Origin of the sequence: Pararhizobium sp. LjRoot235, assembly GCF_964254145.1 — a bacterium.
Classification (GTDB): domain Bacteria; phylum Pseudomonadota; class Alphaproteobacteria; order Rhizobiales; family Rhizobiaceae; genus Pararhizobium.
This window is the reverse complement of record NZ_CAXUSP020000002.1, coordinates 412,660-431,024: the sequence shown is the minus strand read 5'-3', so window position 1 is coordinate 431,024 and position 18,365 is coordinate 412,660. Positions and strand designations below refer to the sequence as shown.

Sequence of the window (18,365 nt, the reverse complement as noted above, 5' to 3'; positions counted from 1 at the left end):
CCGATGACCGATCAGAAGTCTTCCCTAGACGATCTTCTCGCAAAGGCGAGGAACGCGGCGCAGACCATGGGTGATCAACAGGCCGCAGCCCTTCTTCTTGAGATCTGTTCCGCAGCTTCGGCCCTGGTCGCAGAACAGGCCGAAATGCGGAAAGAAGCATTTCGGGATGGCATTCGCGGAGCCGCCAAAGTGATCCGGAACCGTCAGGCGGCACCCGGTTCAGCGCTCTCCGAACTGTTTACGGGTGAAGGAAGCAATCCGGACATTTTTGCGGATGAATTGTCTGGCATAGCGGGCAGTACGGCGGTCACGGTCAACGATCTGCGCAAACTGCGGCAGAAAATAAACACCGCGCCTGAGGGCAATGACGACATCGATAATGATATCAGGCGCGTTTATTACGCGGTGATGACCGATCGTAGTCCGACATCCGCTGATATTCTACCGCCTGGCTCTCCATCGCGATCACTCGACGCCGCCGCGTTCGTTGTTGAAAAACTCCTGCGCGAGGGCTGGTGGACTCTCGGCAATAGTGGCGTTGACGCAAGTGACAAACCGGTCGGGAAGGTCGGCCTTACCCCAACGCAAAGCTCCAAACCCCAGACGGCGGCCACAACGCCATTGACGTTGCTTTCCGCGCTTGTGCTGACGTTGATTGAAAGCAGCAAATCGCGCTGACGCCGCCGTGCAAGACACTCAAAAGCGTTTTCGAAAGCTGCGCCTTCGTTTTCTCTACGCGCGCAGTTTGTCCATGCGCTTCAGTTCGTTGACGTCATGCTGCAGAACCAGATTTTGCAGGATCGGGTGATCCCAGATCGTTCCGCCGGCCGGTGACGTTATCGGAGCAAGATCGAGCGGAAAGGCATCGAGAAGAGCCTGCGCATTGAATGTCTTGGGCACCCAGACGCTATCGATCGCAGCCATCAGGTCATCCCAATTGGTCACATGGTTGCGGTCCTGAGCGTAAACCGGCAGTTCGGTCATTCCCAGGCCTCGATAAAGGTCGATGATACGCAAATCGAGATCGCAGTTGGCGTCGAGACTCCGGACATGAAGTCCCTGCTTCGGACCGTGCGGCGGAAAGTGCAGGCACGGGATATCGTAGCTTTCGGCAAAGACCATGCCGTGAAGGCTCGTGGACACGATTCGATCGCAGGCCAAAATCTCATCGATCTTATCTTTGATCGACGTCATGCTGATTGGCGTCACCGTATTGATCAGATGGATGCGGTCCTTCAGGCTCTCTGGGATGGAATAGCGCTGGAGCTCGGACTTCACGTGGGTCTCGGGATCGCGATCCGCCAATTCGGACAGATGGACGATAACGCCCAACTTCCATTTCTTGACCGGCGCCGGCGCATAGAATCGTGGCAGCAACCACACCGGATCGCCATAGACACCGACCGTTCCCTCCGGCTTGCCCGTCAGTAGATGCTCCGACACCGGGCCGCGTGTTGCGGTCACTGTAAACCCTTTTTCACCGGCACCGCTGAAGCCTTGCCAATCTTTGCGCGGTGCGGAGGGATTTTTCCACATCGACGCGCCCGTTCCCCAGAACCATACTTCTCCACCGGCAAACCCATGGCCGATCGTCCCGACGCACGCCATGCGCAGCGAATTCGATTTTGAGGGGACGCGCTCGATATCGCGACCCGACAAAAGTGCCACCATGACTGCGCTGAGAGCATCACCGATGTTGAGATAGTCCATGCTGGAAGTGGAGCCGGCCCAGGACAGGGGAACCTTACCATGACGACGCACATATTCTGCCAGCCCGTTCGATTTTCCGCCTGTTTTGCGTGCTGTTAGCGCCTTAAAGATCGACTTCACTGAGTTTCTCCCGAGATGCTCTCTCATGTCCGTTTCGTACGAGGCCTTTCGCTTTTCTGCAAGATGGACCTGAAGTCGCTCTCGAACGGGCAGACATTTTTGAGAGCTGACGGACAAATTCGTTCGATCCAAACGCAAGCACCGCCGTAAGTGGTAAGCTGAGCCCATCTCGCGACGGGTCCTGGGAACGGATACCTGTAGGAGCGCCCGGGCAGGTGCCGCCGGTTGGAGGTACGCCGGGCGTCGCCGTTGGTCAGCTTTAAAGAGCGTTTGCGCGGGATTGACCGACCCATCGCCGCTTCTACCGGCACACTGTGTGGAAGACACCCTTCTATTCTTCAACGCCATAAACTCACGGTCTAGATTTGGAGCGGCTGGATTTAACTGTGGTGATATGCGATAAGCGCTCACAATCCAGCTGCCGAAACTCATTCTAAGGGCTTGAAATGAAACATAATATTTCCGTTGTTGTGACGTCAATCAACCATCCGACAAAAGCTCTGAAGGAAATTGCATCTGCTGGAGCGGACTTTCATTCGCGATTCATCGTGATCGGAGACACTAAAAGCCCGACCGACTTCTCTTTGGACAGGTGCGCGTACTATTCCGTCGACGAGCAACGAAAGCTGGGACACAGACTGGCTGGTATCGCGCCCACGAAACACTATGCTCGAAAGAATATTGGCTATCTGGAAGCCATTGCGCAGCGTTCTGAAATCATCGTTGAGACTGACGATGACAATATACCGATGGCGAACTTCTGGGGCCCGAGGGAGAGGGAATTTACATCCCCAAGCGCTGCGGGCGGGAAGTGGTTCAACGCATACAATCATTTCACCGAGGGCCCCATTTGGCCTCGTGGTCTGCCTTTAGAAAATGTAAAGGCCGCGAAGCAAAGCAATTTCACGATTTCGGAGGTGAAAGTCGACAGCCCGATCCAACAGGGGTTGGCAGATGATGATCCTGACGTCGACGCGGTTTACCGTTTCCTGTTCGAGCTTCCCGTTAAATTTGATCAGAACAAGAGGGTTTCTCTGGCGCAGGGCGTATGGTGTCCGTTCAACAGCCAAAATACGACCTGGTGGCGAGACGCGTTCCCACTCATGTATTTGCCCTTTAATTGCTCATGGCGCGTGTGTGACATTTGGAGGAGTTTGATCGCGCAGCGCATTGGCTGGGAATGCGGTTGGTCACTTTCATTCCACAGCCCGTCGGTTTATCAGGACCGAAATGAACATGACCTTCTGCGCGATTTTGCTGAAGAAGTTCCAGGATATCTAAATAACAACGTAATAGCTAATAAGCTGCTCGATTTGGCACTCATACCTGGGGCTGGAAACCTGCTTGAGAACTTGGCCAAGTGTTATGATATGTTGATAGGTCAGGGCTTGGTCGGAAAAGAAGAAAAGTCACTCCTCTTGGCCTGGTCGCACGACATCGAACATCTTCTCTGATGGGCAGGTCAAAATGACAGTCGCACTCATTACTGGCGCATCTGGAATGCTTGGGTCGGCGCTCGTCCGTAGGCTTTCCAGTTCCGGAAAATATAGTGTAATTTCAGCTAGTAGATCGGACGTTGATCTTCTCCGCTGTGATGATGTCATCGAGTTCTTTAAGAGGTCTAATCCAGAGATCGTGTTTCACTGCGCCGCAAAAGTAGCAGGCCTTGGCGGCAACAGTGCTTTCCCTGCAGAATTCTTTGACGAGAATATTCTGATCAACACACACGTTGTGCGGGCTTCAAGGCTAGCTGGTGCATCAAAAATCGTCGCCGTTGGGACTGCTGCAATTTATTCCGACACCGTCCCGCTCCCAATGAAGGAAGCCGACATTTGGGAGGGACCTCCTCATCACTCTGAGGTCGCCTATGGCGTCGCTAAGCGAGCCATGCTGACGCAGTTACAGGCTTATCAGAGGCAATATGGCCTAGACTACGGGTACGGCATTCTCACAAACCTCTACGGCCCTCGTGATACGTTCGATAAAGATTATGGCCATGTTGTCCCATCGCTGATCTGTAAAATTCACGACGCCATGAAGGCAGGCACTCCGTTGGAAGTATGGGGAAATGGAACGCCCCAAAGGGATTTCCTGTTTGTGGAGGACGCGGCCGATGCGCTAATCACTGTTGCGGAGAGAGGTATCGGCCCATTTAACATTGCGAGCGGGACAACAAGTACTATAAGACAACTTGTAGACGTGCTGAAGGAGGTTTCCGGTTTCCCAGGTGAAGTTCTGTGGGCGACTGACAAGCCTAACGGACAGCTACTCCGTCAATACGATCTTTCTTCCATCCGATCTCTTGGTTTTGCGTCAAGCACCAATCTCCGTGAAGGACTGCGCGAGACTTGGAGCTGGTATCTAGACAATTCCATAGCATAACAGGAACGTTCTTTATGAAAAAAGCTATGATAACCGGTGTAACCGGACAGGACGGTGCTTATCTGGCATCGCTCCTACTTTCCAAGGGTTACGAGGTCCACGGCATAAAGAGAAGGTCGTCTTCCTTCAATACCGCCAGAATTGATCACTTGTATGTGGATCCTCATTCATCAGAAACACGCTTGTTTCTGCATTATGGCGATCTAACTGACTCTGCAAATCTCATTCGACTCGTCCAGCAAATCCAACCTGATGAAATTTACAACCTTGCGGCACAAAGCCATGTGCACGTTAGTTTCGAGACGCCCGAATACACAGCGAATTCGGATGCTGTTGGGACACTACGGCTTCTGGAGGCTATCAGGATTCTGAAGCTTGAGGAAAAGACCCGATTTTATCAGGCCTCTACTTCCGAGTTATACGGCAAGGTGCAGGCTGTACCTCAGAGTGAGACCACGCCGTTCTATCCACGCAGTCCTTATGCTGCAGCCAAACTCTACGCCTACTGGATCACCGTAAACTATCGCGAGGCCTATGGGATATACGCTTCCAACGGGATCCTGTTCAACCATGAATCTCCACTTCGGGGCGAGACGTTCGTTACCCGGAAAATTACGCGCGCTGTCGCTGCGATCTCGTCAGGGCGCCAAGACTGCCTTTATCTTGGTAATCTTGATGCGAAGAGAGATTGGGGGCACGCCCGCGACTACGTTGAAGGCATGTTCCGGATCCTGCAGCACAACGAACCCTCGGATTTTGTTCTTGCGACAGGCGAGACGCACACGGTGCGGGAGTTCGTAGAGTTGGCCTTCGGCCATGTCGGCATTCAAATCGAGTGGCGCGGGTATGGTCTTGATGAAGTCGGCATCAACACGTCGACCGGCGCGATTCTTGTTCGTATCGATACTCAGTACATTCGCCCATCCGAGGTTGATCTTCTCTTGGGGGACCCCTCGAAGGCAAGGTCTGAGCTCGGCTGGAGCCATACCACAAGCTTTGGTGATCTCGTTAAGGAAATGGTTGATGCTGATTTGAGCGGTGTCATTCCTAGGGTCTGAATTTTAGGTTAGTAAAAATGGTTGACAATCTGATCGTGGAATGCCTTGGCGGTCTAACGAACCGCCTTATGGCTTTGACCTCCGGGCTCCGTCTAGCAAACTATTATGGCTTAGGTTTTAAGCTTTCTTGGGAATCTGCCACAGAGTGCGGGGCCGAGTTCGAGGAACTATTCGATAATAAATTCGATCTGGTTTCGCCCAGGGAGCGCTCACAGTATTCCAATGGTACGCGTATAGGATTTGGTGGCGCGGGATGGGACAATGAACCCGTTCTACCCAAACCACCTGCAGGTAGTGATTTTTGGCTGACAACACATGCTATCATTACCCACCCTAACGAAGGCAGGAATAGAAGTTTTTTTCCTGACGCGGGCGTTATTTTCGACATCGGTCGTTATGCTCGGATCTTGAGGCCGTCAAAAAGTGTTTCGGACATCGCCGACAGAGTTCAATTTGACCCCAGAAATACCGTGTCGCTGCATATTCGCCGCCCGTATAGCCGGGAAGTGAAAATCTCGGATGGTGCCCATGCCAATGAACAGCGGCTGTATGGCTCGATCAGTGATGACTATTTCTGCAGCATAATCGAGAAAATGATACGCCAGGACGATAAAATTAATGTGTTACTTTGTACTAATTCGGATGAAACGCAGTCATTCATCAAGCAACGGTTCGGCGAAAGGATCATAACCTACCAGAAGTCTTCGAATGCGTTGGACACGAGCCAGGCGTCATCGGCTCGCGACGCTCTGGTTGATATTGTCTTGATGTCGCGGACATCTGGGATGGTTCGCCAAGCCGATACGCATTTTGGACTGTACTCTAGCCTGACAAATCTGACCCCCAATCTAGTGATTATCAGAAATGACGAGGGCGATCCGGATTTCGCTTTTCTGCGGTACGGGGAAAATCAACAGGTGGAATTCGATCGTTCGCCGCAGGCGCTTGTCCGATTCTGCGATAAGAACCTGAACATGCTGAGATATTGATACCCCCTGGACGATATCCGCCATTTCTCTTTGCGCCAAAGGCCCTCTAAACAATGGGGCCTTTTTCCTTCTAACCAAAGGCCCAGATTGAACGGAATGACGGAATTGACCCTGTCCGTGAGGTCCAGCCGTAACCATATGAGCAAACTCAACACCGAACAAACGAACAAACGTGGGGGGACAAGGCCTACCGCGCTGATTGCCCGGATGGAATATCAGTGATAACGCAACTCGTGTTATGAAACGAACGTTTATGCGTGACATGGATTGAGGAGGCTTAGCTTGGGTGCTGTCGCATGGGCCTGTTGTTGGTTGTCTCCGCCCAACAAGGTTTACGACGCAATTGTGGAGATCCAGCAGCACCTCGCTGAGAAAAATGTAGAGCTAGTGTTGTTCGGAGATCCGGCGATCCAACAGCACTATCCCAACATCACAGTTATAGACGTGCCTTTTTATATCGCGGAAACCGGCCGGAGATATGCAGCCTATGCAGCGGCGGTGCCTTTTCCGCAATCTTCGTTGTCCCTAACGGAATTGATTGGAATTGACCGCGCTTGGGGAAGCAAGATCTCGGACTTGGAAGCTGAGTTGCTGGTTTTGCGTGCGAACGCTTTCTGGGAGAAGGCTTTCGCGGTTATGCAGCCGTCAGTGATGTTATCCTGGGGAGCAACCGCCCCGATGGCGCGCATGATGTTCAATATCGCCAGACGATTTCAGCGACCCGCCTTTGTTTTTGAGCGAGGGCTGCTTGAAGATACCATTTCCTATTCGTCTCTCGGACAGGGCACGTTGTCTAATTTTAACACGACTTTGGCGCTGGTGGATCCAGACCTGGATGATCCCGAAATATCAAGTGCCTGGTATGCCATCCAGAAATACTATAATTCAGCAACAGATCGCCATTACCCCGAGATAAACCGTGAGCCCGACGACCAGGTGCGTTCACATTTTGTGAACTCCCCTCGTCCACGTGTTCTCTATCTGGGATCACATGATATCGGCAGCGGCGCATCTTTCAGCCCCGATGTTCTCGGAGATCTCCAGGGAACTTGGATAAAAAGCAGTTCGGATGGCGCTGCCGCCGTCGAAAAATCGCTGACTGAACTAAATTTTGGCGGTAGCCTTTGGATCAAGCCTCACGGCGCCTCTTACTTTGATGCTTCCAATGGCGATGCCCCATTCTACAAAGCTGCGATGCCGAACATAGATGTTTACAGCCTAGTTGAACACTCGGACATCTGCGTCACGTTAACGTCTTCGACGCAAATCCTCTCGCTGATTAAAGGCAAACCTGTTGTAACTCTCGGCAACGGACAATTAACAGGCCGCGACATTTGTTATGAAGCCAGATCTCATCAAGAATTGTCCGAAACGTTGTTGCAAGCCTTGAACAGAGACGGATGGGAGGAAAGGCTAAAAAGAGGGCGTGCAATTATTGCTGCCGGATATCGTCAAACCCACGTCGGCATTGCGAAAGGCGCGCCGACCCAATTTGATCTTTCCGACTTTTCCAAGTTAATTTGGCGCTTCGCCATGTACGCACCGTCCGATATCCCGAGCGCGAAAGACAGAATTGCTAGCTTTATCGATTTCGCCGCTTCCGCACTTGATGTTTCAAGCGTTCGCGAAACATTTAATAGATCAAATCCATTCTCTGAGATTGATAGATTAACTTTGCAGGTTTCTAAATTAGAAGAAAGCAACAGTTATTCTTTTAGGGCGCGCGAAGAGGCCCTTGCAAATCTAAATGAGTGCGAAGATTTAAGAGCTCGCCAAAAGATTGAATTAGATGATCTCCTTGTTGAGATCGAGCAAGTTCGATCGGAACTGCAGCAATCACGGCTCTCAAATCATAGGCTCGCTTCCTCGAATGCTGAAAGTCAAAAAGCACTTCGCGCAGCGGAAACGATGTGTCACAAGCTTGCCGCCAGTCTTGAGCAGCGGTTTGCTGAAATAGCTTCACTGACCAATTATTTGGACCAAGAGACGACAGAATTCGTAAACGAAAGGAAGATTTGGGCCACGGTCAAGCGCTCTCTGGCTAGGCAAATCGGCCAATTCCTGAGTGCATCTGTGGTCGATTGCAAGGCTATTCCCGGTCTGCAAAACTATCGACTTAAAAAGCTGGAGCACGGCTTGGTATCCTCAGGTCTGTTCGATGAAGATTGGTATGGTTCAAAATATGGGGGAGTTCAATCCGGTTCGTCGGTAAAGCACTTCCTCAATCACGGTCTAAATACTGGGATTCCACCCAACAGTTTATTGGAATAAGTATGCGGAATTCAGATATACTATTTGATTGGAAAAGCATATGCGCAACATAAATCAGGAGGATATCGATTTAATTAACTCGTCACCCCTGTTTGATGCGAACTGGTACGGTAATTACTACAGAGATGTAGCCGCAATAAAAATGACTCCGGCTTACCACTTCCTTTGGATTGGGCACCTAATGAACCGGAATCCATCGCTTCTGTTTTCTACGAAAGACTACATTAAACGCTATCCAGATGTAGCCGCAGCAAACGTGAACTCTCTGTTGCATTATATTCGTTACGGTAAGCATGAGGGGCGAGAAACATTTCCTGTAGCGGATATCTTGGATATGACGATGAATGTCGGAGAATGACATGAATATACTTGGATACATTCCAGCTCGACTTGGAAGTGAGCGAACAAAGGCTAAAAACCTTAGACTTTTAAATGGGGCTCCACTTATTTCCTACGTAATCCAAACGTGTAAAAGCTCAAAAATGATCTCGCAATTCTTCGTCAACACCGAATCCGATGAAATTGCGCACGTAAGTCGCGAACTTGGAATGGATGTTTATTTGCGCGATCCAGCATTGGCTGGTTCCCAAACTAAAACGGATGAAATTGTCATAGACTTTCTCAGACGGAATCCTTGCGACGCAGTCGTTCTAGTCAATCCAACGGCACCATTTTTAAAGCCGGAGACTATTGACGCTGCGATCGAGATGTTCTTGTCCACTCGCGCTGACGCACTTTTCAGTACAAATACTTTGCGCAAACACGCCCTTATGAATGGGATCCCACTTAACTTTGACCCATCTGGACCAAGCCCCAGAACACAAGATCTTGAGCCAATCGTATACATTAATTTTATAATATGTATATTCAGATCAGCTACCGCAATAGAACATTATGAAAGGACTGGTAGTTTTCTGTATAAAGGAAAGCTCGAGTTCATGCATATGACGGAAGAACAATCCGTTGATATTGACTATGATATAGATTTCAGGATGGCAGAGGCATTGATGAGGACAAGCGGAGAAGACCCTCGCTATCATGATTCAGTTCAATGAGCCGCTGAATACTTCAGATATGCCTGCAATCAGACAATTTGAGCATCTTTTATTTGAATTTCCTTGCAAACATCCACGTTTGGAAGGAAATCCCTCTAATCGCAACGTTTTCTACGCTCGGGGCCGTGGAAGCGGTATTTGGCTTTGAGCCTATTCAAGCAGCAGGTCACGAACATTAAAGGCATACCGAAGATCACCTATGAAATATGAAATACTGGGAACGGTTGAACAAGCAGCGAACAAACCGGTGTGTATGTGAGGAAGAAAGATCATGCGAGTCGGCGTCGATGCAACCGATCAAGAAGAGTTACTTCAGTCTACATTGGCAGCCTCGGCTCAGGATCAGCGAACGGTTGACGACCGACGCCGAAGCACTGCACCTTTGCTGGATGGGATGTCCTTCTACGATACCAACAGACATGACGATGATCGCGGCAGCGTAACTGAAATATTCGATCCACGATGGGGCTGGCACAGTGATCCGCTTGTCTTCTCATATGCTTTTACAATCCGCCCCGGCATCGTGAAGGGGTGGGGATTACATAAGTTGCATGAGGACCGCTACTTCGTTCTGAGTGGTGGGCTGGAAACTTGTGCTGTTTGATCCGAGACCCGAGTCGAGCACATGCGGCAAGGTTTGTAAGGTTTACTTGTCTGGTAGCCGCCCTCGGTTGATCAACGTCCCGAAGTTCGTATGGCATGCCGACCGCAACATCGGGACATCTGATGTGGTGGTAATCAACTTCCCAACAATTCGATACGATCATGCCAACCCCGACAAGTACCGCCTCCCGTTGGACACAGATCTGATCCCTTACAGTTTTGGAAACGCAAAGGGATGGTAGGTAGCCCTAGCGTTTCAATCCTCATGCCGACCCACTCTCGCACTGACGTAATTGGATTCGCGATAGAGGCGGTGTTAGCTCAATCAGTCGGTGATTTTGAGCTGCTCGTGGTCGGCGACGGTTGCGCGCCAGGAACGGCCGAAATTGTCGCTAGCTACCGCGACCCGAGAATTCTGTTCTTTGATCTTCCTAAGAGGCTGCCTCAAAAAGATTTGAGTGATTTCAGTCAGTTGTGATTCCGTCGGATTTGCAAAGATTCGATGGAGATCACGATGGCCTGGACTGAAACCACCCGGCGCAATTATGTCCGGCGGACGAGCGGATATGCAAGCGATGTCACGGATCGGGAATGGGATTTTGTTGCGCCGTTCATGCCTGCGCCACGGCGTCTGGGCCGTCCGCGCAAGACTGATTTGCGCGATGTTTTAAACGCCCTTCTCTATATCGCTTCGACAGGCTGCCAGTGGCGGATGCTGCCGAAGGACTTTCCGCCCTGTTCGACGGTGCAGCGGTATTTCTATGAATGGCGGGCAATGGGTCTTTGGCCACGGATCAACCATCACCTCGTCATGGAGGCGCGGGAACTGGAGGGGAAAGAAGCCTCGCCGACAGCAGGCGTGATCGACAGCCAAAGCGTTAAAACGACTGAAAGCGGTGGTATCCGTGGCTTTGATGCTGGGAAGAAGATCAAGGGCCGCAAGCGCCACATCATTGTAGACACGCTCGGGCTGATGGTCGGCCTCATGGTGCACAGCGCCGATATCCAGGATCGCGACGGCGCTCCCGATCTCCTGAAATCCGTCAAAAACCGGTGGCCGTGGTTGCTTCATGTCTTCGCTGATGGCGGCTATGCGGGCGACAAGCTCAAAAAGCGGCTACAGAAAATCGGGAAATGGACACTCGAAATCATCAAACGTTCCGACAAGGCCAAGGGTTTTGAAATCCTGCCGCGCCGCTGGGTCGTCGAGCGGACCTTCGCCTGGCTGGGGCGATGCCGCAGGCTGGCCAAGGACTTCGAAAAATCCGTCGCTTCAGCAGAAGCGTGGATAACCATCGCCCACATCCGCATGCTCACAAGACGCCTTGCAAGATATGGATATCGTTGAAGCCTTTTCGAGTCCGACTCTAAGGCACCTTCGTTCGGATACGCCAACCGCAACGTGGCGCTGAGGGAGGCGCGAGGGAAGTTCATTGGGTTCGCCGCCGACGATGACCTACTGTTCCCCGACCACCTAGAATTATTGTTGAACGGACTAAAAACGGGCGCCGCGCTGGCTTACAGTCAAGCTCTCTGGGTCTCTACGGACGGTATTGCCGCACCGTTCATGACGAACTTAACTGTCGCCGATGAGCTGGCGACCTTTATGGAACGCCGGAACAGCATACCGGCAAGTTGCTTCCTTTATCGCGCGGATAGCCTTCCGGACCGAGCTGCTTGGCCTGAGGATGTGGAATCTGCCGCTGACTGGATCCTTTGGCGCAGAATAATATCGGAAAATTCCAGCCAGCCCATCTTCTATTGCCGTGTGCCAATCATCCTTCATTTCAGCGCCAAAAGAATGGCGTCCCGGTACGCGAGAATGCCCGAATTTGCGACAGCGCTGGAGGTTGCAGATCGCGCAAACTGGTGGCCATCTCCCCTGCGTGTTTCGGTGCCCGCCGGGAAAACTGAACAAGACGTCTACGCAGGTCTGATGCGTGCGGATCCGCAGGGGTGGAGCGGGCGAATTCGCAGCTCGACGGCGGACCTTATCTCACGGTTGGCATGGGAAGACATTCAGATGGTTCGGCCATCCATGGCGCAGTTGGAGGAGAGACTCTCGACCATGCAGAGCGAACTTGCGGAGATGTGGGATTGCGCCAGTTCCGCGGAAAATAAGCTCACGCGAGCCGAAGGTGATGCTCTGGAGGCGCAAAGCGCTAATCAGAAGCTGTGTGAAATGCTTGCTGAGGCCAATGAGAGGATCGACGTCCAGTCGCATGAGATAGAAGCGATGCGGTCGACCGCAGCCTGGAAGTTGCATATGTTGCTCCAGCGTGTGCCATCCATGCTGCGCCGCTAATGATGGGCGCAGGGAGAAACACCGTCACTTCATTCAGAAATGGACGGCGCTCACATCAAGACTAATTCCATAGGCAAACTCTTGGGTTGATTGACATAATTTTGGCGTGTAAGACGGCCATCGAGATTGCCTTTGATGGAACCGTGCCGTTGACGTTCGAAACGCTTAAGATTGCCGACATCGTCACCATCATGATAGTGGGCATCGAAAAGACCGTGAAATGGTATCTGGAAAACCATTGGCGGTGGCAGCCATTATGTAAAGGATATGACGGTAGCCGCCTCGGTCTTCTCAAAACCGCCAGCGCGAAATAATGGCATTCGGACGTTATCTCGTGACTCGGTTCGAAGGCCCGGTCGGGCGGTCGCTGATCGAACGCGCCCGCGCATGGTTAGAGGTGAAAATCATTGCTTCCGGACGCCCAGCGCTCAAAGCGGTCGATGCCCAAGCCGCTTGGGGCATGGGTAAACCGGACGCGATCGTTTTTGCGACTGGCTATACAGCTGTTGTCAAATCGAACCGCATTCTGGGTGGCGACTACCGAAATCCGGTGCGACGGCGGGCTAGTTCTCAGCTGTATCGCCGCAAACTCGCCGCTATTGCGGCGTCACGCTGCCGGCCAGGCTACCATCCACTGATATTGATGTAAGACAGTTGGTCCGCACGGGCGCGTCAGGACTGGACATGAAGGAGCAAAGTCACATGAAGGGCATCATTCTGGCGGGCGGCAGCGGTACGCGGCTTCATCCCATGACGCTGGTGACCTCGAAGCAGCTCATGCCGATCTATGACAAGCCCATGATCTACTATCCGCTATCGACGCTGATGCTGGCGGGCATTCGAGACATCTTGATCATCTCCACTCCGCACGATTTACCGCATTTCCAGCGCCTGCTCGGCGATGGTTCCGCTTGGGGTATTTCACTTTCCTATGCGGAGCAGCCCTCACCGGATGGCCTAGCACAAGCCTTCATCATTGGAGCTGATTTCGTAGGGCAGCATAGCTCATGCCTCATCCTGGGCGATAACATTTTCTATGGTCACGGCATTAACGACCTGTTCCAGAACGCAATTGCCCGGACCGACGGCGCTACAGTGTTCGCCTATCATGTCAATGATCCGGAGCGCTACGGCGTCGTTGAGTTCGACCGGAACGTGAAGGCCGTATCAATCGAGGAGAAGCCAGAAAAGCCGCGCTCCAGTTGGGCCGTCACCGGTCTTTATTTCTACGACAAGGAGGTCGTGAACATCGCAGCAAACCTCAAGCCTTCTGCAAGAGGAGAACTTGAGATCACCGATATCAACAGAACTTATCTAGAACGCAGCAAGCTGAGTGTGGAGCTAATGGGCCGCGGCTACGCGTGGCTAGACACCGGCACACCCGACAGCATGCTCGAAGCATGCGAGTTTGTGGCAACGCTGGAGCGCCGGCAAGGCGTCAAGATCGCCTGCCCGGAAGAAATCGCCTATCGTAAGGGCTTTATCGACGCGATCCAATTGGAAGCGCTGGGAACGAAATATGGCAAGAGCAGCTACGGTAGGTATCTTCTGAAACTAACAAGTGCCTGATCAAATCGCTGCGGCAAATTCGTAAACAAGTCAAATAATGGGCTATAGAAATGCTTAAAAACCCTTTTAAATCAAAGAAAAAAACCAGGACAGACGACAGTATCGCTCTCGCTGATCATCACAATAGACTGAAACAATGGGAGTCTGCCGCGCGGTTTTATCGCGCAGCATTAAAGATCGATGGCAATCGTTCATCGATTTGGGTTCAGTTGGGTCATATGGAGAAAGAAAGAGGACTGGCTGAAGAGGCAAGTCTTGCCTATCAGACAGCGATCGCCAAAGATCCGGCCAACCCAGATGCTCGCCTTCACCTCGGCCACTTGCTAAAAAGTCAGGGCGATCTCATCGGCGCATTTGACCAGCTAAGCGTAGTTTATGAGAGTACCCGAGACCTCAAAGTCGAAGATGAACTCCGTCGTTTGATGGGCACTACGAAATCGTATGATGCGTTTATATCCGCTATCGAAGATACCTTTGACGAGGAATTTTACCTTAAGAGCAATCCCGACGTTGCGAAATCGGGCGTTAATCCAAAGATTCACTATATAGTTTATGGTTGGCGGGAACGGCGTAAGGCCGCCGAAACACATTACACAATTACGAGCGATCCATTTACCGAAGCCAGGCCAGTAAAGAATTCAGAAGAATGGATCGCGCTGAGCGTTGTTATTCCTACGTACAATCGTGCCGCATTGTTGGAAAAAACGTTACGCAGATTGCTTGATATAGTTAGGGACGACCCCGTGGAAATCGTGGTCGTTGACGACGGTTCGACCGACAATACGCCGGACATCCTCGCGGTGATCGCATTTCAGAATGCGAAATTAACATATAAGTCGGTCAAGAATGCTGGACCGGGCAGCGCTAGAAACATTGGGGCAACTTTAACGCGGGGAGAAATCATCCTCTTCCTAGGTGATGACACACAACCGGTAAACTCGGATTTGTTCCGTGCCCACTATCAGGCGCATATGGTGAACAAGGATCTAGGGCATGCAGTCCTCGGAAAGATCATATGGCCTGATGACAAAATAACCATGCCAAACGCCGTAATGTCTTTAATCCAAGGTGACGGGCAACAACAGTTCGGTTACAAATTCATGAAGCCATGGCAGAAATACGGCCCTTGGCTCTTTTACACTGCGAACGTATCGGTAAAGAGGAATATCATAAATAATTGGCACTCTGAAGGGTTTGATCAAGATTTTACTCTCTACGGATTTGAAGATTCCGAGTTTGCATATAGAATGAGTAAACTTCATGGTAACTTTGGTGTATTTTACACGCCAAATGCTATAGTTGAGCATTATCATGAATACAACACTGCTGGATTTATGCGTCGGCAGGTTGCTTGTGGAATGATGATTGACGTCCTGGTTAGAAAGCATCCTGAACTGGAAACACTCGTTCTAGGTCCGGATTTATCGCGCATATTGAAAACAGAGCATCAGACACATGTAAATCAAGCCCCTACGCATTACTATTCAACGATGATTGAAGGCATACGGGCATGGGCGCTTGTAATAGATCATCACTATGGCCTTGGAAGCCAAAATTGGCACCCGGATTTTTTGAGCGCCGTGTTTCGTCTTTCTCTGCTTGATAGCTACATTATGTTGCAGGGAGAGAACCCAACCGCACAGGCTGCAGCATATCGATATCTAATATCCGATTTTAGGATGCAGATGGGAAGGGCCGTGGCAAACGAATTGCTCGGAGACTTCTCCATCGCGAACCTGATTTGATAGACAAAAGAAAGGTTTACGATGATATCTGCCGTTATACCTGTATACAATCATGCATTGTACTTGGCTGATGCGATCCACTCCTGTTTAATTTGCAGCGAAGTCTCCGAAATTCTTATCGCAGATGACGGCTCAACAGATGGAAGCAGACAGATCATTCGTTTTTTTGCCGAAAAGTTTCCTGAAAGGATACGAGATCTAACTGACGAACCCGCAACAAATGTGGGTGCTCACAACAGAATCAACAAACTTTGCGCAGAGGCAAGTAACGAGTGGATAGCGGTACTCAATTCCGATGACCGCTTTGAACCTGGGCGTTTCAGAAATTTCAAAGAATTTATACGCTACACGAACGCTGATCTCGTTTTTGGGAACTGCGCAATTGTTGGTCCAGATAACGAATTACTTGGCTACAAATACGGTCTTTATAATCCTGAGTATCAAACGCCCCCTCCACTAGATATAGGTCGCGTAGTTCGAGAAAATCTTTGGCTTTTGGCGTTATTGAATCAGAATTTTATTGCAACAACCTCAAACATTGTTTTCAGGAAGACGCTATTCGAAGATCTGCATGGCTTTGCGGCCTATAGGTATATTCATGATTGGGATTTTATGATCCGCGCGGCGGCACTCTATAACGTTGCCTACAATCCCAATATGTGGACAAATTATAGAATCCACCCATCGAATACAATTTCCGAAAGCGCTTTTAAGGTTAAAAGCGAAGTGAGGAAGATGATGGCGGACCTTTTGGCCCAGCCATCGATATCGCATTCATTGACGTCGCGATACAGTTCGCAGCTGGTCGAATCGTCTCTCAAATACAACAGGTATCTCATTGAAGACGCAGTGATAACGTTTGTTCTACCGGAGCCGTATCATCCGCAAGCTGTTCGTCTGGCTCAAAGCTTCCCAAACAGCAAGATTGTGGAAAAATTCGACGAGTTGTCAGATGCCGCGCAGTTTGTCTATTCGCCAAATTCTTGCGACAACCTCTTGCAGCCGAATGACCTCAGGAACCTCATACTGGCTGCAACGATTAACAACCTTGATTTCTGCATATGCTCGCTGGTTTCTGGAGCCGAGAATGAGATCTTTGGTGATATTCGCGATGTAAGCATTTGGCGGCCTGCTGTTTTTAGGAATTTTGCCGCGGGCCGTACCATTGTAGGCGCTCGCGGAAGAGTGGTTCGCATTCCCAGAATACAGGGCAAAAGTAGTAGTGCACTGGAAAATGCTTTTGGTTCGCATGACTTTGAGCAAATAGGCCAAGATATTCTCCTTTCTCTGCCGGGCTCCTCTCTCTCCGGCTCCGTGACATCGCCGGCGCATGAGGTCGGGGACCTTTCTCCCCGCGAGTTGGTAAGTGCTCAGGACGAACGCGCGGTTATTTTTGTGTTTCCTGCCGTCATCGCCGTAGGGGGGGCAGAGAACGTCCTAATCGAGGTTATGAAACAACTTAAAAATGAGTATAGGTTTGTCATTATCTGCACAGAGGCGCTTACACAGAGCCAGGGCAGCTGGGTCGGCAGGGCTCTGGAGCACGCCGAGGGCTATTTTGATTTGACACAATTGAGCTCACACTCAAACTTCATGGGCGTAGTATCCTGGCTAAAGGCCGCATATTCTCCACGGATGGTATTTTTGACTAACGGTAGCACTTGGCAGGTTCACAACGCCTGGCAGCTGCGTAAATTGTTCCGTGATGTGGCAATCGTTGATCAACAGGTTTACGACGCAGAATTTGGATGGGTAGAATGGCTGAAATATCCGAGCTCCCGATCAGCTGATCGCTTTATTGCCGTTACGAAGAGAATCGAGAAGCACTTTCTCGACGGTTTGAGCCTGGAAACATCAAAGGTCGATCTCATTCCACATCCGATCAATTCTGAGCGAATTGCCAAAAATTTGCCTAATTTCAACCGGAGATCCTCTTTAGAAAAATTCGGCCTATCTCCCGACCTAAGGGTCGTTTCGTTCGTTGGGCGTATGACGCCTCAAAAAAGGCCGTGGCTTTATCTGGAACTTGCGGCCCGCGCGAAAAGGGACAAACTTCCTCTGCAATTTGTCATGGTGGGGCAAGGCGATTTATCTGAGAGCATCAGGAACAAAATTGGTGAAGAGGGCCTGGAGAATGTGATCCGGCTGTCAAACGTCGATCCGCTCGAAGAGCTTTATGCGGCAACAGATTTGCTGGTGATTACGTCCGAGTATGAGGGTGTCCCGCTGGCCATGCTGGAAGCAATGAGCGCCGGCGTACCCGTCTTTTCGACTGACGTCGGCGATATAGCTGTAGTTCTTGAACGGTACCACAGCCGGAACGTTTATCCGGTGCACTCGGACATTGATGATTTGTATACGAATTTCGTCAACGACGTAGCAAATTTATCAACGCTAAAAGAAGTCGCGGAGAACGCGTCTAGTAGCATTCTGCGCGATTATTCCGGGCAGAATATCGCGAAGATGTATAAACTTAGCTTCGAAAAGGCTCGCTCTAAATATCTTTCTGAGAGAGCCTTCTGAGAAGATCATCTGTAGTGGCAGATTGACACACACAT

Annotated in this window: 18 protein-coding genes; 17 read left to right on the top strand and 1 reads right to left on the bottom strand. The window is 50.8% G+C overall.

What is annotated here, in order from left to right; translation table 11 throughout:
• The first annotated feature begins 3 nt into the window (after positions 1-3).
• On the top strand, positions 4-678 hold the full coding sequence (locus tag ACSQ2Z_RS22730; protein ID WP_436083497.1) for a hypothetical protein: 675 nt from the start codon (positions 4-6) through the stop codon (positions 676-678).
• 54 nt (positions 679-732) lie between these two features.
• Here ACSQ2Z_RS22730 and ACSQ2Z_RS22725 read toward each other — a convergent pair whose 3' ends face one another.
• Positions 733-1,998: a polysaccharide pyruvyl transferase family protein gene (locus tag ACSQ2Z_RS22725; protein ID WP_436083496.1), complete on the bottom strand. Its 1,266-nt coding sequence runs from the start codon at positions 1,996-1,998 to the stop codon at positions 733-735.
• Between the two features lie 278 nt (positions 1,999-2,276).
• On the opposite strand from ACSQ2Z_RS22725, the gene ACSQ2Z_RS22720 reads away from it, so the two are divergent.
• From ACSQ2Z_RS22720 to ACSQ2Z_RS22645, 16 genes are all read left to right on the top strand, one after another.
• Positions 2,277-3,284, top strand: a complete 1,008-nt coding sequence (locus ACSQ2Z_RS22720) for an STELLO glycosyltransferase family protein (protein ID WP_436083495.1) — start codon at positions 2,277-2,279, stop codon at positions 3,282-3,284.
• A gap of 13 nt (positions 3,285-3,297) precedes the next feature.
• Positions 3,298-4,212 (top strand): NAD-dependent epimerase/dehydratase family protein, encoded by a 915-nt coding sequence (locus ACSQ2Z_RS22715; protein WP_436083494.1) that lies wholly within the window; start codon positions 3,298-3,300, stop codon positions 4,210-4,212.
• Positions 4,213-4,226: 14 nt separating this feature from the next.
• The gene (gmd, locus tag ACSQ2Z_RS22710) at positions 4,227-5,270 is read left to right on the top strand and encodes a GDP-mannose 4,6-dehydratase (protein ID WP_436083493.1); all 1,044 of its coding nucleotides are present in this window, start codon (positions 4,227-4,229) and stop codon (positions 5,268-5,270) included.
• A 17-nt stretch (positions 5,271-5,287) separates the two neighbouring features.
• Complete coding sequence (locus ACSQ2Z_RS22705) at positions 5,288-6,259, top strand: hypothetical protein (RefSeq protein ID WP_436083492.1); 972 nt, start codon at positions 5,288-5,290, stop codon at positions 6,257-6,259.
• A 282-nt stretch (positions 6,260-6,541) separates the two neighbouring features.
• Complete coding sequence (locus ACSQ2Z_RS22700) at positions 6,542-8,530, top strand: hypothetical protein (protein WP_436083491.1); 1,989 nt, start codon at positions 6,542-6,544, stop codon at positions 8,528-8,530.
• Positions 8,531-8,570: 40 nt separating this feature from the next.
• Positions 8,571-8,888 carry a hypothetical protein gene (locus ACSQ2Z_RS22695; RefSeq protein ID WP_436083490.1) on the top strand — a complete coding sequence of 106 codons (318 nt, stop codon included), beginning with the start codon at positions 8,571-8,573 and terminating at the stop codon, positions 8,886-8,888.
• A gap of 1 nt (position 8,889) precedes the next feature.
• Positions 8,890-9,585, top strand: a complete 696-nt coding sequence (locus ACSQ2Z_RS22690; RefSeq protein WP_436083489.1) for a cytidylyltransferase domain-containing protein — start codon at positions 8,890-8,892, stop codon at positions 9,583-9,585.
• 271 nt (positions 9,586-9,856) lie between these two features.
• Positions 9,857-10,189 carry a hypothetical protein gene (locus ACSQ2Z_RS22685; RefSeq protein WP_436083488.1) on the top strand — a complete coding sequence of 111 codons (333 nt, stop codon included), beginning with the start codon at positions 9,857-9,859 and terminating at the stop codon, positions 10,187-10,189.
• A gap of 234 nt (positions 10,190-10,423) precedes the next feature.
• On the top strand, positions 10,424-10,666 hold the full coding sequence (locus ACSQ2Z_RS22680) for a glycosyltransferase family 2 protein (RefSeq protein WP_436083487.1): 243 nt from the start codon (positions 10,424-10,426) through the stop codon (positions 10,664-10,666).
• A 36-nt stretch (positions 10,667-10,702) separates the two neighbouring features.
• Positions 10,703-11,536, top strand: a complete 834-nt coding sequence (locus ACSQ2Z_RS22675; protein WP_436080270.1) for an IS5-like element ISRm4-1 family transposase — start codon at positions 10,703-10,705, stop codon at positions 11,534-11,536.
• Between the two features lie 54 nt (positions 11,537-11,590).
• Positions 11,591-12,493: a glycosyltransferase family 2 protein gene (locus tag ACSQ2Z_RS22670; RefSeq protein ID WP_436083486.1), complete on the top strand. Its 903-nt coding sequence runs from the start codon at positions 11,591-11,593 to the stop codon at positions 12,491-12,493.
• A gap of 86 nt (positions 12,494-12,579) precedes the next feature.
• Positions 12,580-12,807, top strand: a complete 228-nt coding sequence (locus ACSQ2Z_RS22665; RefSeq protein WP_436084166.1) for a hypothetical protein — start codon at positions 12,580-12,582, stop codon at positions 12,805-12,807.
• Positions 12,807-13,142, top strand: coding sequence for a hypothetical protein (locus ACSQ2Z_RS22660; protein WP_436083485.1), 336 nt, complete (start codon positions 12,807-12,809; stop codon positions 13,140-13,142). The genes ACSQ2Z_RS22665 and ACSQ2Z_RS22660 overlap by 1 nt, the downstream gene beginning before the upstream one ends.
• A 53-nt stretch (positions 13,143-13,195) precedes the next feature.
• A complete protein-coding gene (gene rfbA, locus ACSQ2Z_RS22655; RefSeq protein ID WP_436083484.1) occupies positions 13,196-14,062 on the top strand; it encodes a glucose-1-phosphate thymidylyltransferase RfbA in 867 nt (288 codons plus the stop codon).
• A gap of 50 nt (positions 14,063-14,112) precedes the next feature.
• On the top strand, positions 14,113-15,807 hold the full coding sequence (locus ACSQ2Z_RS22650) for a glycosyltransferase (RefSeq protein ID WP_436083483.1): 1,695 nt from the start codon (positions 14,113-14,115) through the stop codon (positions 15,805-15,807).
• Positions 15,808-15,828: 21 nt separating this feature from the next.
• Positions 15,829-18,330, top strand: coding sequence for a glycosyltransferase (locus tag ACSQ2Z_RS22645; protein WP_436083482.1), 2,502 nt, complete (start codon positions 15,829-15,831; stop codon positions 18,328-18,330).
• Positions 18,331-18,365 lie beyond the last annotated feature (35 nt).